Source organism: Gordonia sp. NPDC003950, assembly GCF_053605205.1.
Genome location: NZ_JBSGIT010000023.1, coordinates 73420 through 95185 on the forward strand (window position 1 = coordinate 73420; position 21766 = coordinate 95185).

Below are 21766 nucleotides of genomic sequence, written 5' to 3' on the forward strand. Positions count from 1 at the left end.
CATGCTCGCGTCACGATGGAAGACCACTGGACGATCCAACGCGACATCGGGCTGGGAGACCTTGTCGAGTCTACCGGCCGGTAGACCCCGATTTCCAACCGTGCAGCGTCGCGTCGCCCGGCAGTATTCCCGGCTCAGATACTCCCGGCTCCGATGCTCCCGGCTCCGATGCTCGGGGTGCGATGCCTCACAACCTCACCGCCGCCGATTTGCTCGACCACCGACAGCCCGGCCACGGGGGCGAACTGATCGAGGGCTCGGCGCAGGCGGTCAAGTGAGAATGCCGAATCCCGAATCCGTACCCGATACGGCAGGTCGATGAGCACCTCGTCGGCCCGGATCGGCATCGGTCCCGTCGTGAGCACCGCACCGGGATGCAGACGCAACCCGATCTCCACCACGTCCGATCGCTCATCCCGGGTGTAGACGACGGCCGCGACCGCCGACCACCCCACGGTGTGCCAGCGCATCGTGATCGCCTTGTCCGTCATCGCGAACAGCGTGCACATGTTGAGGGAGATCCAGATCCCGGCCATCACCGGGAGGGCGAGTACGGTGCCGGTGGCCCGCAGCGAGTCCGACTCCAGCGGGCCGACCGCCATCAGCACCGCATACAGCAACAGATAAACCGTAACCGCGGCCCCCACCAGCCAGATCGCTTTGCTCGGCAAGGCGACGCGATAACGCACCCGCGACATCGCCGCACGGGCGACGACCGCGAGCAGACCACAGACGACCACCAGGACGACCAGGGCCAGCTGCGCCACCGGGGAGTTCGTTTTCGGATCCGCCACGAACAGGGCGGCGATGAGCGCCCAGATCCCGGTGAACATCGCGCAGAACAATGCGACCTTGGCCCATCGTTGAGCTGCGACGTGGGCGGGCCGTCGAGCTGCGGGGGTCGTCACTCCTATCTGGCGCTGCTGGTACGACATCTCGTGACTGTGACACGTCCTCGCGTCGGAGTTCACATCCCGGTCATTCGGCCGACTGCGCGGCGGGTCACGGCTGCATCGGGATCAGCGGCAGCCACCCGGCCACCTCGGCGGCCCGACTTCCCGACGCACTCACCGCACCGGAGTCGACGAGGTCGTCGAAGGCGGCGTCACCGATCACCAGCATCAGCCACGATCGCGGATCGGTCTCGACGACGTTGGGTGGGGTGCCGCGGGTGTGCCGGGGTCCGGCGATGCATTGCACCGCGACGAACGGCGGCACCCGGACCTCGACGGAGTTTCCCGGTGCGATGTCCTCCAGTGTCCGCGCGGTGAGCCGGACGGCTGCGGCGAGATCGGCGCGCGCCGGGGTGGGCAGCGTCGTGTCGCGCAGCCACGGCGTCACGGCCACCACCGCGGCTCGCGCCGCGACGGGATCGATGGGTTTACGAGCGGGCACGCCTGACATGATGCCCCCTGCGCGTGGCGACGCCCGATTCCTCCCCGTCACGCCGCTCGCTCCGGCAGGATATTTGCCATGGGGACCGACGTCACAGCCCAACATTTCACCGGCGCGGATCGCGTGCGTTTCCGACGGCAGGTCAGCCGCGGGACCGAGGCGATCGCGCGCATGCTGTCCGACGGTCTGTTCACCGACCACGGGCAGCCGCCGGAGCCGCTGCTGGGCATGGAGGTGGAACTCAATCTCGTCGACGACGAGATGAATCCGGCGATGGCCAATGCGGAGGTGCTCGACGCCATCGCCGACGAGGACTATCAAACCGAACTCGGCCAGTTCAACATCGAGATCAACGTCTCCCCACGGCCGTTCACCCACGATGACACGCTGTCGTTGGAGCAGGGTCTGCGTAGTTCTCTCAATCGCGCCGAACAACGGGCGGCGCAGGTCGCCAGCCATCTGGTGATGGTCGGCATGCTGCCCACTTTGCACACCGAACACTTTGCCCACCAATGGATTTCGGCGAACCCGCGATATGACCTGCTGAATCAGCAGATCTTCGCCGCCCGCGGCGAGGACATCGAACTCGACATCACCGGCATCCCCGTCGCCGATCATCGCAGCAGCGAACGCCTGCACCTGACCACCGATTCGATCCTGCCGGAGGCGGCGTGTACCTCGCTGCAGCTCCACTTGCGGGTCGCGCCAGAGGATTTCGCCGCCCACTGGAACGCCGCGCAGGCGGTCGCCGGGGTCCAGGTCGCACTCGCGGGCAACTCGCCGTTCCTCGCCGGCACCGCGCTGTGGCACGAGAGCCGCATCCCGGTCTTCGAGCAGGCCACCGACACCCGGCCGTTGGAGCTGAAGAATCAAGGGGTCCGCCCGCGGGTCTGGTTCGGCGAGCGCTGGATCAACACGATCTTCGACCTGTTCGAGGAGAACACCCGCTATTTCCCGGCGCTGCTGCCGGTCTCCACCGATGTCGACCCGCTCGCCGAACTCGACGCAGGCCGCATTCCCACGCTCGACGAACTGCGGCTGCACAACGGCACCGTCTACCGCTGGAACCGTCCCGTCTACGACGTCGTCGACGGTCAGGCGCATCTGCGCGTCGAGAACCGGGTGCTGCCGGCAGGCCCGACCGTCGTCGACACCATGGCGAATGCGGCGTTCTATTACGGCGTGGTGCGTGGCCTCGTCGAGGCCGACCGGCCGTTGTGGTCACAGATGTCGTTCAACGCGGCAGCGGAGAATCTGCATTCGGGCGCGCGTGCCGGACTCGACTCCCAGATCTATTGGCCTGACGTGGGATGGGTTCGGCCCGACGAGTTGACGCTGCGCAGGCTCCTCCCCCTCGCCGACGACGGGTTACGTGCGTTCGGCGTCTCCGGTCGCGCGCGCAACCGCTACCTGTCGGTGATCGAGGGCCGGTGCCTCACCGGCCGGACCGGTTCGGTGTGGCAGCGGCGCGCGGTGGCCGCACGCGAGGATGCCGGCGACAGTCGCTTCGACGCGTTACGCGGAATGCTGCGTGACTATGTCGCGCTCATGCACGAGGGCGAACCGGTGCATTCGTGGTCTGACTGATCACCGCATCGTTCGCGTTGGCGGGTCGCACCCGGTGACGGCCGTGCCCCTGCGCCACCACCCGGCGCTCGACGTGCATCGACGCGGCGGTGTAGACACGGCGACCGTCTCGATGACTCACCCAGGCGCTCAACGCAATCGGAGTATCGAGCGGCACCGGACGAATGTAGTCGACGTCGATTCCGCAGTGCTCGACGACCAGCCCGAGTGGCAGCAGCGCGGCGGTCACGAGTTCGTCGAGCAGGGACAGGACAGCACCGGCCGACGCGAACCCGCCGGACACCGCGGGAAAGTCGTGGAGCGCAACCCGGCCCCGCAGGCCGCCGCACACCCGGTCCATCGCAATGCCCGATGCCGTCCGGACGACCGGTTGCGTAGCGCCCGGCAGCACGTCACCACGATGACGGTTCCCCGGAACCACCGGACACCGGAAATCGACGGTCTGCGCGGCCCCTTCTCGCGCCGGCTGGTCGAGCACGCGGTCGATCATGCACTCACCACCTCCAGGGAATAGCGGCGCCACCGAGAATACGATGATCGCATTCCGTGCATTGGCGAAATAGCTATTTCCGTCGGTCGAAATCGCATCGCGAAATCGGATTCCGGAAATCCCCCGAGAATCCCGACCGTGTCATGTCAGGGCCTCAGACGCCCGGTACCGCCGTCAGCCACACCGATTCGGTGCGCCAGCACACGAAGGCCAGGAGCGCCAGGACCACCGCCCGCACCAGCGACGCACTCCGCGGTCCGAGATGCCCGGTGGCCGGCACCGCCACCGCGGCCGGCCCGACCGCGGTGGCGGCATATCCCGCGAACACCCCTGGACGCGCGGGCAACTGATTTCCGGTGAGCCACACAAATACTCCGCCGGCGATCCACGCCGTGACGGCCGCCGCGACGATGGCGGTGGCCGTGGGACGCCACCGCAGCTGCGCAACGCCGGTGACGCCGAGGACCGACGCGACGGCGGCCAGTGCGCACGCGGCCGTGATCATCAGCGCCACCGAGGGATTCATTGCTGCGGGATCACCGCTGCGACGCCGGCCGGTTCGGTGGCGGATTCGGCACCCGGGGCAGCCGAGGTCTCCGGGTGATCGGTGCCCGCCGACCTGCGCGCGCGGGCGGCCCGCCGTCGACGACGGTTGGTGCGGTTACGGATCTGCCAGGTACTCAGGCCGGTCAGCAGCAACAGCAGCGGGGTTAGTCCGAAGCCGAACCAGAGTGCGCGCCACCATCCGTTGACCGCTTGCCCGTAATGCAGCATGGGTTGCGCCCACTGGTCGGCGATCCGGTTGGACAGACTCCGGGGCGCTCCGGAGAACTTCTTGATGATGGTCGGGTCGTGCCCGTCGATGCCGAGTTCGCGGTTGCCGTGGTACGTGGCGTTGGCGACCCACAGATCGGTGTCACCCGCGAGGACGTCGATGGAGTAGTACTCGGCACCGTCGGAGGGCATTCCCACCCATGTCGCATGCGATCCCGGATAGTGGGCCTGGGCGGCGGCGATCGCGGTGTCGAGCGAGATGAGTGGGCCGGTGGCCTCCGAGGTCGGCATGTCGTAGGCGTCGTCGGCCGGTGCCACCCCACCGGTCGCCGAGTACCAGACCTGGCCGACGCCGGGGATCTCAAAGTTCATGCCGGTGAGTCCCCAGATCAGCAGAGGGATGGCGGCGACGATACCAATCAGATTGTGCAGATCCGTGTCGCGGGCGAACCGGCCCTTCCCGACTCGGACACGGAATCCGTTGCGCCACTTGCGTAGTCCGGGAAACCAGATGACGATGCCGGAGATCGCGAGGAACACCAGCAAGAGACCCATGGCGCCCAGGATCACCGCACCCCAGGTCATGTCGGCGGTGAACCAGCCCCAATCGGCGATCACCGACGGCTGGGCGAGCCACGCGACGTACCCGGGATATTCCTCGCAGGTCAGACCGCAGTCGTGGAGATTGACCATGAATCCCCAGAAGCCGCCATCGATGTCGCCGTGCCCGTTGACCTTTCCGGTGCCGGCGTCGACGAACCAGGTACCCGCACTCGCGTCGTCACTGGTCAGGAAGTACACGCCGTCCTTGGACGAGATGTAGGCGGCGGCGAAATCCGGGTCGGCGGCGTGCACGGCCGCGATCGCCTCGGTGAAACCCACCTCGTGACCGGTATCGGTGGTGGCGAACAGTTCCGAGTTGGCAGCGCGGACCAGTTCGGGCTGGTACACCAGGATGGCACCGCTCGTACACACAATCACCAGCAGCAATCCCAGCACGATCGACGTCCACCGGTGCGTCACGATCAAGGCGCGGCGCACGGGCTTTCGCTTCACTCGACGCCGCACACGCTGCCGACGATTGGTCACTGCGGGCGACTCGACTAGCTGCTCCGCGGCCATGGCGCCTGAGGCTAGCATAACCAAACCACGGAGGCGACAGGCTTCGGTTATGTCCGATTAGACCGAAATACGTTGTCGAACAGGAGAATAGTGCTCCCCCACCTCACCTACCGGCGGGCGCCGAGGTGCGCGCCACCAGGCCGGCACCGGTGATCAATGGCAGATCGAGTGCGGTGACCAACCCGGGCTCGGCATCCACCACCGCCGCGACCGCATTGACCAGTCGCTGTGCGGTGACGATCATCCCGGAGACGTTGTGATCGCCGAACTCACCGTGATGGGTGAACTCGACCTCCATCGCGGGTTCGCCCGCGATCAGAATGCGGTACGCCCCATCGCCTTTGGCCGGGGTCGGCCAGTCCTGACACTGATCGGGATGGGTGCGGGTGTAGTGCTCGAGAACGATGCGGTCGATCCCATCGACCTGACCAATGACCTCGAAATGCAGTGCAGCCATGGATCCTTCGGGAATCTCTACCGACACCGTCGAGTAGTCGCGGTCGGCGGCAACGCGTTCGACGCGCTCGACGAGCGGTTCGTCGAGGTGCACGCCCAGACCGGCGGCGAGTTGTCGTACGACACTTCCCCAGGCCATCGACAGCACCCCGGGTGCCAGCAGCAGCGGGGTGGAGTCCATCGGCTGCCCGAAGCCGAAGATGTCGCGCATCACCACCGGCTGGTAGTACGTCGAGTAGTCGGCGATCTCCAGACACCGGACCTCGTCGATCCGCTGCGACAGACTCGTCATCGCCAGCGGCAGAGCATCATTGGCGAATCCGGGGTCGATGCCGTTCACGTGCAGGCTGGCGCCACCGGCCCGCGCTGCGGACTCGATGTTCTCGACCATCTCGGGCGGGAGTATGCCGTGCGGGAATTGCAGGACCACCGGACCCGACGAGACGACGTTGATGCCGGCGCGGACGAACTCGGTGAGGTCCCCGATCGCCTCGACCACCCGGTCGTCGGTCATGGAGGTGTGCACTATCGCGTCGGGTTGCAACGCGAGCAACGCGGCCCGGTCGTCGGTGGCGATCACGCCGAGCTCACGGCCGAGACCGGCGAGTTCACCGGCGTCACGACCCACCTTCGCCGGATCGGACACCCACACCCCCACCAACTCGAGGTCCGGATGCGCGTCGATGCCCGCGATCGCATGCCGTCCCACAGTTCCCGTCGACCACTCCACCACTCGCAATGTCATGACGGTAAACTAGAACACGTTTCAGTTCTGTGGCGTGCTTTTCGACGAGTCGGCGCGCGTAGAGTACTCAAGCGATGACCGCGTCAGCACCCATCGCCCTGCGCCGAGACGGCCACACCACCCGCCTGAAATGGCATCGTGCGCGCCGGCGGGCCAGTGATCCGCCCTTCACCGCGCGGCGGATCGTCGAGGGGATGCGGGCCGGGGCGAGCGTGGAGATCGACCTGGTGCTGAACGCGGACCGCGGCTGCACCGTCCTGCACGACCGCTTCTTGAACACCGCCACCACCGGAAGCGGCGCCATCGCCGAAACCCCCGCGACCACCCTGCGCACTCTCTGCCTCCGCGACAACGATGCGCAGATCCTCGAGGACCAGCGTGTTCTGCTGCTCGAGGACCTTGCCGGGCTGCTCACCGACATTCATCCCGATGCGATGCTGCAGTTGGACTTCAAGGAGTCCGCGGCCGATCTCGATGACGTCGCCGTCCGGGCATTCGCGGCGGCCGTCACGCCGTTCGCCGACAACGCACTGCTGTCGTGTGGCGACGCCAAGGCCGTGCGCGTTCTCACCGACGCGGTCCCCGCACTACACGTCGGCTACGACCCGTGCCACCACGGCGCGGTCGACCGCGTCCTGCGGTGGCGCACCTATCGACGGTTCGTCGACGCCGCGATCGAGGCGTCACCCCGCGCGGAGGTGATCTACCTCGATCGCCGACTCGTCTTCACCTGTGCGGACCGGGGATTCGACCTGATCGCCGCGTTCCACGCCCGCGACCGCGAGATCGACGTGTACACCTTCGGCCGAGCCGACGATCCCGACATCGACCGGGCCATCGAGTTACGCGCGGATCAGATCACCACCGATGACGCCGACGGCGTCATCGCGGCGCGGCGTTGAGCCACTTCGTCGTCGGCGGGATCAGCGCGAGCACGATGGTGACGATCGGGAAGATCAGAATGAAGAGCCCGACGATGCCCGCTCCCGCCGCATAGCCGGCACCGTAGGCACCCCCGGCACCGATCCCGGCGCCCACGGTGACGATGACGTTGAGGATCTGGAACGCGACCACAAGTCCCGCGCCGATCACCACCAGCAACCGCCCGATCTTCTTCTGACGCAGGAGCAGGACGCCGCCGGTGAGCAGCAATGCCAGCACGGCGAGGTAGATGATGATGCCGATCGCCAACAACACAATGGTGGCATCCGTTTGGTAGTAGTCATCGGAGGCAAATACCCCGATGACAGTGACGAGTGACACCAGCATGTGCAGCGCGCCCAAGAACGCCAGCACCGACGCCGCGATTGCCGTTCCGCGGGACACCGGCTGGACGTAGGGATCACCGAACGGATTCTGCGGATACGCACCCGGGTAGGCCGCCGGCTGCTGCTGTCCCCACGCCGGTTGTTGACCGTACCCGGGCTGGCCGTAGGCGGGCTGGCCGTAGGCAGGTTGCTGACCATAGGGCGAGGCCGGCGGCTGCTGGCCGTATGCGCCCGGCGCGGGTGGTTGCTGCCCGTATCCCGGATACGACTGGGCACCCGGATAGGACTGGGCGCCCGGCTGACCGTAGGTGGTCGGCTGATCCCAGGGTGATTGCGCTCCCGAATCGCTTCCGGACGGAGGTGTTGTCATCTGTTGTGCCTCTCAGCGATGTCGTCAGGACTGTAACCATCACGACAGTGCAGCCCCGGTTCATGTCGTCTCATCGAATCACACGGACCGGCCAGCGTCACACCCCGCGCAACGACCGCACGTCGACGTAAGCCCACCAGCTTCCCGCGCACTCGTTTACTCCCCGCGTAACGATATCGGTACGCGGGAAGTAAATGAGTGCGCGCGAAGGCGAGGTCGTCAGCCGAACAGCCCCGGCAGCGTGCCCTCGTAGACCTGGCGCAGTTCATCGAGCGTGACCTCGAAGTGGTCCTGCACGCTCACCGCGTCGCTGCCCTGATCGACGACGCCGATGCGGGTCCACGGCATGCCGCGGGCGTCGAGCATCGCCGAGAATCGCGACTCCTCAGTGCGCGGTACGGCGACGACGACACGTCCGGTCGACTCGGAGAACAGCCACACGAACGGATCCGCACCTTCGGGAAGCAGGATGCGGCAACCGGTTTCGCCAGCCAGGGCCGATTCGACGACGGCCTGGATGAGACCGCCCTCGCTGAGATCGTGGGCGGCGGAGATCAGGCCGTCACGGGAAGCCGCGGTGAGAATCGCCGACAACAGCTTCTCGTGGTCGAGATCCACCGACGGCGCGGTTCCGCCGAGGTGATCGTGGGCGACCTGCGCCCAGATCGACCCGTCGAACTCGTCGCGGGTCTCACCGAGCAGGATCAGCGTCTCGCCCGGTTCGGTGCCGAATCCGGTCGGGATGCGGCGGGTGACATCGTCGATGACACCGAGCACGCCGACCACCGGGGTCGGCAGGATCGCGGTGGAACCGGTCTGGTTGTAGAAGCTGACGTTGCCTCCAGTCACCGGGATGCCGAGTTGCGCACAGCCGTCGGCGAGGCCACGGACGGCCTGCTGGAATTGCCACATCACGGCCGGGTCCTCCGGCGATCCGAAGTTGAGGCAGTTGGTGACGGCCTTCGGGCTCGCGCCCGACGCCGACACGTTGCGATAGGCCTCGGCGAGAGCCAGCTGTGCTCCGCGGTATGGGTCGAGGAAGGTGTAGCGACCCGACGCGTCGGTGGCCAACGCGATTCCGCGACCGCTCTTCTCGTCGATGCGGATGACCCCGGAGTCGGCGTTCTCGGCCAGCACGGTGTTGCCGCGGACGTAGCGGTCGTACTGCTCGGTGATGAACTTGCGACTGCACAGCGCCGGCGACGCGAGCATCTGCAGCAGGGTTGCGCGCAGCTCGTCGTCGGTGGACGGCCGGGCCAGCGACGACGTCGACGACGCGGTCACGTCATCCTGCCAGTCCGGGCGGGCGACGGGACGCTCGTACACCGGACCCTCGTGGGCGACGGTGCGCGGCGGCACGTCCACCACGGTGTCGCCGTGCCAGGTGATGACGAGGTTGTCGCCGTCGGTGACCTCACCGATGACGGTGGCGAGCACATCCCACTTGCGGCACACCGCGAGGAAGGCGTCGACGTTCTCCGGCGTGACGACCGCGCACATGCGTTCCTGCGATTCGCTGGAGAGCACCTCGGCGGGGGTCATGCCGACCGCCCGCATCGGCACCTTCTCCAGCTCGATGTGCATGCCGCCGTCACCGGCCGACGCCAATTCTGATGTGGCACAAGACAATCCGGCGCCACCGAGATCCTGGATGCCCACCACCAGTCCGGCATGGTAGAGCTCCAGGCAACATTCGATGAGCACCTTCTCGGTGAACGGGTCACCCACCTGCACACTCGGCAGCTTCTTACGGTTGGGCCCCGATGTACCGTCGTCGTCGAAGGTCTCCGAAGCCAGCACCGACACGCCGCCGATACCGTCGAGGCCGGTACGCGCACCGAACAGGATGATCTTGTTGCCGGTGCCCGACGCGAACGCCAACTGCAGGTCCTCGGTGCGCAGAACGCCCGCGCACAGCGCGTTCACCAAAGGATTGCCCGCATAACTCGCGTCGAAGACGGTCTCGCCGCCGACGTTGGGCAGGCCGAGCGAGTTTCCGTAACCGCCGACACCGCGGACCACGCCGTCGAGGACGCGACGGGTGTCGGGGGCGTCGGCCGGGCCGAAACGTAGCTGATCCATCACCGCGATCGGACGGGCACCCATCGCCATGATGTCGCGGACGATGCCGCCGACACCGGTCGCCGCACCCTGATAGGGCTCGACGTAACTCGGATGGTTGTGCGATTCGACCTTGAAGGTGACCGCCCAGCCGTCGCCGACGTCGACGACGCCCGCGTTCTCACCGATGCCGGCCAGCATCCCGGCCTTCATCTCGTCGGTGGTGGTCTCGCCGAAGTAGCGCAGATGCACCTTCGACGACTTGTAGCTGCAGTGTTCGGACCACATCACCGAGTACATGGCCAGTTCGGCGTCGGTCGGGCGGCGGCCGAGGATCTCGCGGATGCGCTCGTACTCGTCGTCCTTGAGGCCGAGCTCACGGAACGGCTGGGGCAGATCGGGGCTCTCGGAGGCGGTCGAAACGGTGTCCACGGAATGCGGCGCGGCGCCGGTCTGATCACTCACCAGGCCATTCTAGACAGTGCACCAAACCGACGCTGTTCGGCGATGAGTGGTGCTGTTCGCAAAATTCGTCCGGGGTATTCGGTGGAGCGATGGGCGACCGGCGAGGCGGCGGAGTGAGCGATGACAGCGTCATCGTGATCGACGACAACGCAGTCAGTCGTTCATCGCTCCACCGAAGACCCCGACGAAGGTGCGGACAGCACCACTATGCTGTCCCGATACTGCGCGGGCAGGCACGGGTGGGGGGGATCGCATGGTCGACGTCGGCAGGGCACGGCAATTGTTCGAACTCGGCGTTCTGTCGCTGGGCATTCGGGTCGAGGGCACGGAGCCCGTCGACAATCCCGACCAGGCGGCCAAGGCGTTCGCGCGGGCCAGCGAATGGGATCCCCGGATGGCCGACGCGTGGATCGGTCGGCTCGCCTGCACCATCGGCACCCACAGCGACACCGCCGACGAGACACTGCTGGCCATCTACCGCCACCGCGACGCGATCGGCATCGAGCAGCGGCGTCTGGGGCTGCCGCCCGGCACGCTCGTCGGCCGCTGGTACACCGGCATGTTCATCGACTATCCGCTCGTCGACGCCGCCCACGCCGCTTGCGCCTACGCCGCCACCCTGATCCGGGGCCGCGACCTGGCCGGGGCGTCCGACGTCCTCGACGCGATACCCGTCACCGCTCCGATCATCGAGTTCATGCGCGGAGTGCTGCACTTCTCGGCGCAACGCTGGCCGGATGTGCTCTCGGCGGTGTCGGGCGCCGAGCGATGGACCGATGAGTACCTGCGTACCGCCGCCGACTACATGGCCGGAAGCGCCTGCGTCCAACTGGGCATGTTCGGTGAGGGCGCACGCCGCCTCCAGCACGCCATCGAGGGGCCGATCCCCGCGTGCGCGACGCGCGCGCTCTATGCGCTCGGGCTCGCACTGCGGGAGACCGGCCAGGAGGACAAGGGCCGATCGATGTTCGAGCAGGCAGTCGCCCGGGATCCCGGCTTCACCGCCGCGGCCACCGCGATGCGCAATCCCGGCATCCGCGTCACCGTCACCACCGCCGACGAGATCGACGCCCGCAGCGATCGATGGGACCCGGCCTCCGCACAGCAGCCAATCGCGCCCGATGACGAACATGGCGGCACCGGTGAGGATCTCGTGGCCGATGCGCAACGCGAACTCGATGCCCAAATCGGGCTGACCACGGTCAAGGAGCAGGTTGCGAAATTGAAGTCGGCTGCGACACTGGCGAAGGTGCGTGCCGACCGCGGCCTGTCCACCTCCGCCCGCAGCCTGCACCTGGCCTTCACCGGACCTCCGGGCACCGGCAAGACCACCGTTGCCCGGGTGATCGCGAAACTGTACTGCGGACTGGGATTCATCGCCACCGACAAGGTGGTCGAGGCCACCCGTCGCGACCTCGTCGGCGAACATCTCGGCAGCACCGCCATCAAGACGTCGGCGCTCATCGACTCCGCGATGGACGGCGTGTTGTTCATCGACGAGGCGTATACCCTGATCCAGCAAGGACTTTCCGGCGGCGATGCCTTCGGCCGCGAAGCCGTCGACACCCTGCTGGCCCGGATGGAGGACGATCGCGATCGCCTGGTGGTGATCATCGCCGGGTATGACTCCGAGATCGATCGATTCCTCGCCGCCAACGACGGTCTCGCCTCGCGGTTCGGCCGGCGCGTCCGCTTCGATTCCTACACCCCCGCCGAGCTCGCGCAGATCGGCGAGTACCTGGCCGCACGTCGCGACTCGGTCCTCACCCCGGACGCCATGGCCGAGCTCGAACTCGCTTGCACTCCCCTTTATCACGATGTGCAACAAAATCATTCAGGATTCCACCGCGCGACCGACCTGGCCGGTAATGGCCGCTTCATCCGCAATATCATCGAGGCCGCCGAAGAAGAACGTGAGTTTCGCCTGTCCGCGTCGGGCGATCTCGAGAATCTATCCCAAGATGATCTGATGCGTATCGAGACAACGGATCTCCGTGCAGCCATCGCATCAGTTCTCTCGGGTCTGCTACCCACCAGGAGTCACGTGTGAAGCTTGCCCAACGAGTCCCACCGGCGGTGGCCGCGGCGGTCATCATCGTCGCCGGGTTCGCCGCGTGCACCGTCGAGGGTGATCCTGTCGCCGATCCCGACGCCACCGGCATCACCACCACCGAGACGACGACCACCACCGATGATTGGGACGAAACAACGACGGAGACAACATCGTCCAGTTCAGAAGCGCCTATCAGTGACGTACCCGCACCGGCGAACGCGACGACGATGACCTGCCGGGAATTCGTGACACTGGATCGTTCGACACAGGTCGCCGTGCTGCGAGCCAACGGTGCCACCGCCGACCCGTCCCGGCTCGGGGTCGTCGTCGACCTGATGTCGGCAAGCTGTCCGGCATTTCCCGACACGACGATCGCCGACATTCTCGCCGGCAACCTCCCGACGAACTGATCCCCTCCCGCCCGATGTCCCCAGAAGTGGGGGCATGTGCCGACGCCCGCCCGCCCTTACCATCAAACTCGGGTCCGGGGAGGGAACCGATCAAGGGGTGGACGACGCGGTGACGATGTCACGAGGGTGGACCGGTGGGCTTCCTACGATGGTCGGGCCACGAATCATCCCGACCGGATGCGGTCCGTTCGGTGTGGCGATCGGAGCCGACGGCCGTACCGCCTATGTCACCAACCATCGCGACAACACGGTTTCCGTGGTGGACACCACGTCCGGGAGTGTGTCGGCCACCATTCCGGTCGGCACCAATCCCACGCTCATCGCCATCGCCGGCAACTCCGCCTATGTGACCAACACCGGTTCGGGCACCGTCTCCGCCATCGACACCGGAGCAGCGAGGGTCGTCGACACCATCGTGGCCGGCACTCAACCGCATTCGGTGACGGCCAGTCCCGGCGGCGAGGCTGTGGCGGTGAGCACCGATGCCGGCACCGTCATGATCGTCGACACCTCGCGGACGACGAGCATTCACACGATCACCGTCGGCGCCAACCCCCGCGGAATGGCGATCGGTCACGACGGACACGCCTACATCGCCAACGCCGATTCGAACAGCGTCTCGGTGGTCGACATCGTGTCCGGCACCACCGATGACACCATTTCCGTTGGTGCGCACCCGTACTCCGTGGCGATCACACCCGATGGCCGCACCGTCTTGGTCACCAATGCCGACTCTCGTACGGTCTCGGTCATCGACACGCGTCGGCGCGTCGTGGTCGAGACCATCTTCGTCGACGTCGCTCCGTATTTCGTCGCGACCGCACCCGACGGTGCCACGGCCGTCGTCACCGATCCGAGCGCGGACACCGTCACGATCATCGACGTGGAATCGATGCGGGTGGACGATGCCGTGCCTGTCGGTGCCGGACCCACCGGTGTGACCATCGGATCGACGGGCGTCGCGCATGTCACCAACTACTGCGGGAACTCGCTGTCGTTGATCGACCTTGCCACCGGCCCTCGTCACGTCAACCCTGTTGTCCCGGAAGGGTGTCGGTGATCGGCGTGTTCTGACCCGCCGCCACCCACCACCGCCCGTCGCGTTCGGCGAGGACGTACATCGCCATTTCGGAGAACCCGCCGTCGACGGCGTGGCGTCCGATCTGGGCGATCACCACACCGGGGGCGGGCGCGAGCACCTGAGCCACCACGCATCGTGACGACGGGGCGACGCGCGCGGGCATCATCGTCCGATGAATCGTGTTCAGATCCGTGAAGCCTTGCAGCGCCTGACCTTTGGGGGTCCCCCAGAGGATGTCGTCGGCGAACATGGCATCGTAGGTGTCGGCCTCGGCGTCATCGAGTCCGCGCTGCAGATGGTCGAGCAAGGCGTCGACCGCGTCGTCGATACCCGCCTGCCGGTGATGCAGCGCCGGTCGTGTCAGAGAATTGTGCGATGAGGTCATGAATCCCGACGGTAGAACCTCAACCGCGCTTGAGGTCAAGGCGGCAGCGATGGACTCGGGACAGGTATGCCCCTCAAAGAGGGGGCTTTCCGGCCTCTCAGCCACATCTTAGGTTCACACCAAGGGCCGGCGACCACGCCGCCACGACGAGAGGATCGGCGATGACCCGCCATCGTGTTACCGGACGTGCAACGCGAACCCGCCGAGCAGCCGCCGGGGTCGGCGTCGGAGCGGCATTGCTCTTCGGCGCGCCCGCCTTGATCGATCTCGGAGCCGTCGCCCATGCCGACACCGAAACCGGTACAACACATCCCGACACAACCGGATCGGCGGAAACCGACGCGTCCTCGGATGCCGCGAGTATCCCGGAGCCGACGAGCAGCTCCGACCCGGCGACCGATGCGGAGCCGGCACCTGCCACCGAGGACACCGGACCTGCAGTCGAGTCCGTGCCCACCACCGACTCCGCACCCGTCACGCAGTCCACTCCCGAAACTCCCGAGGCCACTGAACCGACCCCGGAAACCTCAGCCGCGGTACCCGACTCGTCGACGACGTCGTCTCCGGCCGCGATCATTCCGCCCGAGACAACCCCATCGATCGAGACATCACCCGAACCGTCAGACGCATCGCCGACGACGCCCGGCTCCGACAGCAACACCGACAACCCTGCCGCCGAAAGTGCCACCGAGACACCGACTCCTGCAGTCGCCGAACGCGCCGCCGTGGCATTCGCAGCCGCCGACGTCACCGCACCCACCGACACCGCGCCCGTCATCGCCACCGGCCCAGCGCCCTACTCCGTCGACGAGGGCGGCAACCGTGTCGTCAACACGCCCACCGCCGTCGTCGCCGCCGTCCTCGGCCTGTTCGGCTGGAACCCGCTGGCCGCCTCCGAACCCGGCACCCCCGCACCCACACCAGCCCTCGGATTCCTCTGGGCCGCATGGCAATCGGTCAACCGGCGGTACCTCAACTCCCACCCCGCCCTCGCCCCGAGCGGTCAGACCACCACCGACGGCGTCACCACCGGCAGTCTCGGCGCCACCGACCCCGACGGCGACACCCTGACCTACACCCTGACCTACACCCTGACCACCGCTCCCACTCACGGCACCGTCGTCATCCACGCCGACGGCACCTACACCTACATCCCCGACGCCGACTACGCCCACGACCTCGCCGCCGACCCGACCCTGCCGGGCACCGACGCCTTCACCATCACCGCCACCGACGGTGCCGATCAGCACTTGTTCTCCGCCACAACACAATCCGGCTCACAGGCCACCATCACCGTGCCCATCGGCGCGGCCAACAACACACCGAGCGCGACGGTCGAGGTCACGGGGACCTCCACCAGCAGCAACATCATCCTGCCGGCAGGCGCCCACACCGTGGTGATGAACTCCGACGGCACCCGCGCCTACGTCACGACACCGACGACCAACAGCGTGGCGATCATCGACACCGCGACCGGCCAGATCCTGATGACCGTGCCGGTGGGCGCAACCCCGCAGAGCGTCATCCTCGCACCTGACGGCCTCACCGCCTACGTGGTCAACCGGGACTCGGACTCGGTGTCGGTGGTCGACACGACCGGAGGCACGGTCACCTCGACCATCCCGGTCGGCGACGGCCCACTCGACATCGCGTTGTCCGCCGACGGCTCGTATGCCTATGTGACGAACCAGGGTTCGGGCACCATCTCGGTCATCGACACCGCCGCCGGGACCGTGACCGACACCATCGACGTGGGCGGAGCGCCCCGCCAGATCGCGGTGAGCGCCGACGGTTCACGCGCCTACCTCACGTCGTATGGGTCTTCTCGGATCACCGTCGTCGACACGTTCGGCAAGACGATCCTCGGCACCACCGCCGTCGGCCCCAATCCGACCGATGTAGCGCTGAATGGCGATGGATCGACCCTGTATGTGACTTCGAACAACGGCTACCTGACCACCATCGACACCGCCACGACGGGAATAGTCGACGCCAACGAATTGGGTGGGTACTTACTGGGCGTCACCCTCAACCAGGATGGGTCACGAGCCTTCGTGACCGACTACGCCACCGGCAAGGTCAGGGTCATCGACACCGCCACCGGGACCGTCGTCGGCGATCTGTTCACCTGGGCCGGACCGGTCACCTCCGCAGTCAGCCCGGATGGGTCGTCGGTGTACGTCGCCAACAGCGGCTCGAACGCGCTGTCGGTCCTCCGCCAGAGTGTCACCGGCACCGTTACCGGCTCCGACATCGACGGCGACACCCTCACCTACGCGATCACCACTACCCCCACGCACGGCATCACCACCGTCGACCCGGCCACCGGCGCCTGGACCTACACCAGCAACGACGCTCTCGCGATCACCGACGACACCTTCACCGTCACCGTCTCCGACGGTCACGGCGGCACCACGCAGCAACTGATCACCGTCGGCGACGCCCTCACAGTCGGCGACGAGGTCTGAGCCAACCCTCCATTCAGAGGCCTCAGCCAGCCGACGTCACCGCAATGATCTTGTCCCGCAACTCCGGTCGGCAGATGACGAGATCGGGCAGGTACGTGTCGTCGCGGTTGTACACCAACGGCGAACCGTCGATCCGACCGCACCACAGTCCTTTTGCCTGCGCGACGGCCACCGGGGCGGCCGAGTCCCATTCGTACTGCCCACCGGCGTGCACGTAGGCGTCGGCCTCCCCGCGCACCACGGCCATCACCTTGGCACCGGCCGACCCCATCTGCAGCACCTCACCGCCGATCGCGTCGGCGACCGGTTGCGAGAAGGCCGGTGGCCGTGAGCCACTCACCACCACACGGGGCCGATCACCTTTCGGCTGCGACGCCAAACCGTGGGTGGGTTCGATCACCGTGTCGTCGTCGACGTAGGTGATTCCCAACGCGGGCAGTGCCACCGCACCGGCGATCAGTTCACCGCCGTTAACCGACGACCACAACGCCACATGCACAGCCCAGTCGGTGCGCCCGGGCATGCCGTATTCGCGCGTGCCGTCGACGGGATCGACGATCCACACCCGATCGGCGTGCAGGCGGGACTTGTCGTCGGCGGATTCCTCGGACAGCACCGCGTCGTCGGGACGTCGGTTGGCCAACTGCGCCATCAGGAACTCGTTGGAGCGCATGTCGCCCTCCTTGCCGAGTTGTTTGCCCGCCAGTCCGCCGGCGCGGATCTGCAGCAGCAATTCGCCTGCCGCGGTGGCGAGATCACCCGCGAGTGCGCGGTCGTCCATCACATCTCCTCCAGATCGGTTTACAGTCCCAGGTTCCGCAGCACCGCGTCGGCGGCCTCGGCCGGGGCACCGTCGTCGGGGGTGACGACGATGTCGGCGTGTTCGGGACGCTCATACGGTGAGTCGATTCCGGTGAACTGACTGATCTCACCGCGTCGCGCCTTCGCGTACAACCCTTTCGGGTCGCGTCGTTCGCATTCTTCCAGCGAGGTGTCGACGAAGACCTCAAAGAACGGCAGACCGCGTTCGGTGTGGATCTCCCGGGCCCGGGTGCGTTCGTCGGTGAACGGCGAGATCAGCGAGACGATGGCCACCGCCCCGGAGTCGGCGAACAGTGCCGCCACCTCCGCGGTACGGCGAATGTTCTCGCGTCGGTCGTCGTCGCTGAACCCCAGATCGGAGTTGAGCCCGTGCCGCAGGTTGTCGCCGTCCATCAGGTAGGCGGGGCGTCCCTCGGCGACGAAGCGTCGCTCGAGTTCGGACGCGAGAGACGACTTGCCCGAACCGGACAGGCCGGTCAGCCAGATCGTCGCACCGGCGTGCGGTCGGTGCTCGCGGGTGACCTTGGTGGTCTGCCAGACGATGTGACTGTCGTGGCTCACCGGTGCGGTGATCATGCCCGCGCCGACGGTCTTGTTGTTCGCGGTGTCGATGAGGATGAAGCTGCCGGTCTCCCGGTTGCGCCGGTACGAATCGAACATCACCGGCTGCTGCGTGCGCAGGGTGAGACGAGCGATCTCGTTGAGCCGCAGCGATGTTGCCGACTCATCGCGATGCAGCGTGTTGACGTCGAGCCGGTAGGTCAGTCCGGTGATCTCCACGCGCGTCGCGCGGGTGCCGATCTGCATCTCGAACCGGCTGTGCTCACCCAGGGTGGTGTCGTCGGCGAACCAGCACACCATCGCGTCGATGTCGCGGCCGACGTACGGCCGGTTGTTGGGACGCGCCAACATGTCCCCGCGGACGATGTCGATCTCGTCGGCGAGCTCGATCGAACACGCCATGGACGCGAATGCCTCGTCGACCTTGGTGCCGCCGGGTCCCCAGATATCGGTGATGGTGGTGGTGAAACCTCCGGGCAGCACCACGATCTCGTCGCCGCGCGCGAAGACGCCACCGGCGACCGTCCCCGCGTAGGCGCGATGGTCGGCACCGTCGGCACGCTGCGGACGGATCACGTACTGCACCGGCATCCGCGCGTCGATGAGATTGCGATCCGACGCGATGTGCACATTCTCCAAGTGCGACAGCAGCGTTCGGCCCCCGTACCAGTCCATCTCCGACGATGGATCCACCACGTTGTCGCCGCGCAGCGCCGAGATCGGGATGAAGGTCAGATCACCGACGTTCAGCTTCGCGGCGAAATCGACGAAATCCGAACAGATCTCGTTGAATCGATCACGTGACCAGTCGACGAGATCCATCTTGTTCACGCAGATCGTCAGGTGCGGAATGCCGAGCAACGACGACAGGAAGGCGTGCCGACGGGTCTGCTCCAGCACCCCCTTGCGGGCATCGATCAGAATGATCGCGAGGTCCGCGGTCGAGGCGCCGGTCACCATGTTGCGGGTGTACTGCACGTGTCCGGGCGTGTCGGCGATGATGAATTTCCGTCGCGGAGTGGAGAAGTACCGGTAGGCGACGTCAATGGTGATGCCCTGTTCCCGCTCGGCACGTAGGCCGTCGGTGAGCAAGGCGAGGTTCGCGTACTCGTCGCCGCGTTCAGCGCTGGTGCGCTCGATGGACTCCAGCTGGTCGGTGAAGATCGATTTGGCGTCGTAGAGCAGCCGGCCGATCAGCGTGGACTTGCCGTCGTCGACCGAACCCGCGGTGGCCAGACGCAGGAGTTCGCCTGAGGCGCCGACGATCTGGGCCCCACCGGCGGATGTATCCGCAGTCATCAGAAGTACCCTTCCTTCTTGCGATCCTCCATGCCGGCCTCGGAGATCCGGTCGTCGGCGCGCGTGGCACCGCGTTCGGTGACCCGGGTGGCGGCCACCTCCTCGATCACCTTGGCCACGGTGTCGGCGTCCGACAGCACGCATCCGGTACACGTCGCGTCACCGACGGTCCGGAACCGGACACGTTCGGTGTGAGCCTGTTCGCCTGGCAGACGCTCGAGAAAACGGTTGTCCGCCAACAGCATTCCGTCACGCGGGATCACCTGCCGATCATGCGCGTAGTAGATCGACGGCAGCTCGATGTGCTGTTCGGCGATGTACTGCCAGATGTCGAGTTCGGTCCAGTTGCTCAGCGGGAAAACCCTGATGTGTTCACCCTTGTGGTGGCGTCCGTTGTACAGGTGCCACAGTTCGGGACGCTGGGCTCGCGGGTCCCAGGCGCCGAACTCGTCACGGAAACTGAAGACCCGTTCCTTGGCGCGAGCCTTCTCTTCGTCACGCCGCGCGCCGCCGAACACGGCGTCGAAGCGGTTCTCGGCGATCCCCCGCAACAGGGCCGTGGTCTGCAGTCTGTTGCGGCTGGCGCCCGGACCGGTCTGCTCGACCACCCGCCCGGCGTCGATGTCATCCTGCACCGAACTGACGATCAGGCGCACGCCGGTCTGCTCGACCACCTGATCGCGGAAGGAGATGACCTCGTCGAAATTGTGTCCGGTATCGACGTGCATCAGTGGGAACGGGATGGGCGCCGGCCAGAAGGCCCGGCGCGCGAGGTGGAACATCACCACCGAGTCCTTGCCGCCGGAGAAGAGAAGTACCGGCCGCTCGAAAGTGGCCGCCACCTCGCGGAAGATGTACACCGACTCGGCCTCGAGGGCATCGAGGTGACTCAGCTCGTAATGAATCCGGCCCGCTGACGCCGACGACCCTGCCACACTAGACTCCCTTGACACGTCGAATATTCGACACCCAGTATTGACTATGTGACGGACACGCTAGGCGAGAGACGTTCCGACGGTCAACCACCCGACCGCAGGTCCCCATCGCCACCCACCGGACGCACCGTCGAGATCGTGACGGTGATCGCGGACGACGGCCCACTGACCCTCGCCGACATTGTCCGCCGAACCCGGCACTCGCGTGCGACAGCACACGCGGTCGTCAGCGAATTGGCAGCCCGCGGCTGGGTGAACCGGACGGGCGACGGCCACTTCACCGTCGGCCCCGCCCTCAGAGACCTCGCGGTGTCGATCGCGCACGCCGATCCCGTGAGCCGGTTCGCACGGCCGGTTCTCGAAGACCTCGCCGCGGAACTGGCCATGGATTGCTTCGTCGCCCGCCGCACTGGCAGCGAGGTGACCATCATCGAGAGCGTCTCCACCTCCGAGCCATCCCGGCATCACGAGTGGCCGGCCACGAGTTCGACGATGCCGCTACGCCCTCCCGTCTGCCGCGAATTCGTCGCCTGGGAGGCCCCCGAGGCACGCGCAGCCTGGATTGCCCGTGCCCCCGCCGCCCTCCGCACGCGGCTCGGCCTGGCCCTCGACGCGGTCCGCGCCCGGGGCGTCGCCATCGAGCGGATGACCGATGAGCACGTCACCCTGCTGACTGCACTCGATTCCCTCGACTCGACTGATCTACCTGCCGGAATGCGTCGTCAGATGGGCGAGATCCTGTCCCACCTCACCGCGATCGACTACCTGTCCGACGAGCTGCCCGATGGCGCGGACGCGACGATCTCTGTGGTGACCGTGGGCGCCCCGGTCACCGACGCGGCCGGTTCGGTGACCGCGTCGGTCGTCGTCTGCCCCACCGGAGATCTGACACCGCCCGAACTCCAGCGCGTCGTCGACGCGGCGACGGCCGCGGCTGGACGGCTCACACCGTCTCGCGAGTGACGAAACCTGGGGGAAGAGCTCCCCGAGTGGGCCGATCCCGCGACGATCGAAGCGGG

At 66.8% G+C, this 21766-nt stretch carries 19 protein-coding genes; 7 read left to right on the forward strand and 12 right to left on the reverse strand.

What is annotated here, in order from left to right; all coding sequences use genetic code 11:
• Window positions 1–134: 134 nt before the first annotated feature.
• Complete coding sequence (locus ACWETB_RS18950; RefSeq protein ID WP_452212889.1) at window positions 135–935, reverse strand: hypothetical protein; 801 nt, start codon at window positions 933–935, stop codon at window positions 135–137.
• Window positions 936–1002: 67 nt separating this feature from the next.
• Window positions 1003–1395 (reverse strand): sterol carrier family protein, encoded by a 393-nt coding sequence (locus ACWETB_RS18955; RefSeq protein WP_452212891.1) that lies wholly within the window; start codon window positions 1393–1395, stop codon window positions 1003–1005.
• Window positions 1396–1473: 78 nt separating this feature from the next.
• Here ACWETB_RS18955 and ACWETB_RS18960 point away from each other — a divergent pair, with 78 nt between their 5' ends.
• Entirely contained in the window at window positions 1474–2982 is a 1509-nt protein-coding gene (locus tag ACWETB_RS18960) for a glutamate--cysteine ligase (RefSeq protein ID WP_452212893.1), read from the forward strand.
• Here the strand turns inward: ACWETB_RS18960 and ACWETB_RS18965 are convergent.
• From ACWETB_RS18965 to ACWETB_RS18980, 4 genes are all read right to left on the reverse strand, one after another.
• Window positions 2942–3472 (reverse strand): hotdog domain-containing protein, encoded by a 531-nt coding sequence (locus ACWETB_RS18965; protein ID WP_452212895.1) that lies wholly within the window; start codon window positions 3470–3472, stop codon window positions 2942–2944. The two genes, ACWETB_RS18960 and ACWETB_RS18965, sit on opposite strands and share 41 nt — an antisense overlap.
• 154 nt (window positions 3473–3626) lie before the next feature.
• On the reverse strand, window positions 3627–3998 hold the full coding sequence (locus tag ACWETB_RS18970) for a hypothetical protein (protein ID WP_452212897.1): 372 nt from the start codon (window positions 3996–3998) through the stop codon (window positions 3627–3629).
• Entirely contained in the window at window positions 3995–5368 is a 1374-nt protein-coding gene (locus ACWETB_RS18975) for a PepSY-associated TM helix domain-containing protein (protein WP_452212899.1), read from the reverse strand. Before ACWETB_RS18975 ends, ACWETB_RS18970 begins: the two co-directional genes overlap by 4 nt.
• 103 nt (window positions 5369–5471) lie before the next feature.
• Window positions 5472–6569: an NAD(P)H-dependent amine dehydrogenase family protein gene (locus ACWETB_RS18980; RefSeq protein ID WP_452212901.1), complete on the reverse strand. Its 1098-nt coding sequence runs from the start codon at window positions 6567–6569 to the stop codon at window positions 5472–5474.
• Between the two features lie 74 nt (window positions 6570–6643).
• Here ACWETB_RS18980 and ACWETB_RS18985 point away from each other — a divergent pair, with 74 nt between their 5' ends.
• The gene (locus ACWETB_RS18985; RefSeq protein WP_452212903.1) at window positions 6644–7471 is read left to right on the forward strand and encodes a glycerophosphodiester phosphodiesterase; all 828 of its coding nucleotides are present in this window, start codon (window positions 6644–6646) and stop codon (window positions 7469–7471) included.
• On the opposite strand, the gene ACWETB_RS18990 is transcribed toward ACWETB_RS18985, so the two are convergent.
• Window positions 7452–8207 carry a hypothetical protein gene (locus ACWETB_RS18990; protein ID WP_348808745.1) on the reverse strand — a complete coding sequence of 252 codons (756 nt, stop codon included), beginning with the start codon at window positions 8205–8207 and terminating at the stop codon, window positions 7452–7454. The genes ACWETB_RS18985 and ACWETB_RS18990 overlap by 20 nt on opposite strands.
• Before the next feature lie 219 nt (window positions 8208–8426).
• Window positions 8427–10733 (reverse strand): phosphoribosylformylglycinamidine synthase subunit PurL, encoded by a 2307-nt coding sequence (gene purL, locus ACWETB_RS18995; RefSeq protein ID WP_452212906.1) that lies wholly within the window; start codon window positions 10731–10733, stop codon window positions 8427–8429.
• 253 nt (window positions 10734–10986) lie between these two features.
• On the opposite strand from purL, the gene eccA reads away from it, so the two are divergent.
• The 3 genes from eccA to ACWETB_RS19010 all read left to right on the forward strand — a co-directional run bounded on the left by eccA (window position 10987) and on the right by ACWETB_RS19010 (window position 14256).
• Window positions 10987–12783 carry a type VII secretion AAA-ATPase EccA gene (gene eccA / locus ACWETB_RS19000; protein ID WP_449742070.1) on the forward strand — a complete coding sequence of 599 codons (1797 nt, stop codon included), beginning with the start codon at window positions 10987–10989 and terminating at the stop codon, window positions 12781–12783.
• Entirely contained in the window at window positions 12780–13196 is a 417-nt protein-coding gene (locus ACWETB_RS19005; protein ID WP_452212908.1) for a hypothetical protein, read from the forward strand. Before eccA ends, ACWETB_RS19005 begins: the two co-directional genes overlap by 4 nt.
• Before the next feature lie 148 nt (window positions 13197–13344).
• A complete protein-coding gene (locus ACWETB_RS19010) occupies window positions 13345–14256 on the forward strand; it encodes a YVTN family beta-propeller repeat protein (RefSeq protein ID WP_452212910.1) in 912 nt (303 codons plus the stop codon).
• Here the strand turns inward: ACWETB_RS19010 and ACWETB_RS19015 are convergent.
• Window positions 14225–14662, reverse strand: coding sequence for an SgcJ/EcaC family oxidoreductase (locus ACWETB_RS19015; protein WP_452212912.1), 438 nt, complete (start codon window positions 14660–14662; stop codon window positions 14225–14227). The genes ACWETB_RS19010 and ACWETB_RS19015 overlap by 32 nt on opposite strands.
• Window positions 14663–14823: 161 nt before the next feature.
• Here ACWETB_RS19015 and ACWETB_RS19020 point away from each other — a divergent pair, with 161 nt between their 5' ends.
• Complete coding sequence (locus ACWETB_RS19020) at window positions 14824–17130, forward strand: Ig-like domain-containing protein (RefSeq protein WP_452212914.1); 2307 nt, start codon at window positions 14824–14826, stop codon at window positions 17128–17130.
• Between the two features lie 22 nt (window positions 17131–17152).
• Here the strand turns inward: ACWETB_RS19020 and ACWETB_RS19025 are convergent, their stop codons facing one another.
• Genes ACWETB_RS19025 through cysD form a run of 3 tightly spaced genes read right to left on the reverse strand, consistent with a single transcriptional unit; the run spans window position 17153 to window position 20747 of the window.
• Window positions 17153–17911, reverse strand: coding sequence for a 3'(2'),5'-bisphosphate nucleotidase CysQ (locus tag ACWETB_RS19025; RefSeq protein ID WP_452212916.1), 759 nt, complete (start codon window positions 17909–17911; stop codon window positions 17153–17155).
• A 20-nt stretch (window positions 17912–17931) separates the two neighbouring features.
• Window positions 17932–19812 carry an adenylyl-sulfate kinase gene (cysC, locus tag ACWETB_RS19030; protein ID WP_452212918.1) on the reverse strand — a complete coding sequence of 627 codons (1881 nt, stop codon included), beginning with the start codon at window positions 19810–19812 and terminating at the stop codon, window positions 17932–17934.
• Window positions 19812–20747, reverse strand: coding sequence for a sulfate adenylyltransferase subunit CysD (cysD, locus tag ACWETB_RS19035; RefSeq protein ID WP_452212920.1), 936 nt, complete (start codon window positions 20745–20747; stop codon window positions 19812–19814). The genes cysC and cysD overlap by 1 nt, the downstream gene beginning before the upstream one ends.
• A gap of 135 nt (window positions 20748–20882) precedes the next feature.
• On the opposite strand from cysD, the gene ACWETB_RS19040 reads away from it, so the two are divergent.
• Window positions 20883–21710 carry a MarR family transcriptional regulator gene (locus ACWETB_RS19040; protein ID WP_452212928.1) on the forward strand — a complete coding sequence of 276 codons (828 nt, stop codon included), beginning with the start codon at window positions 20883–20885 and terminating at the stop codon, window positions 21708–21710.
• Window positions 21711–21766 lie beyond the last annotated feature (56 nt).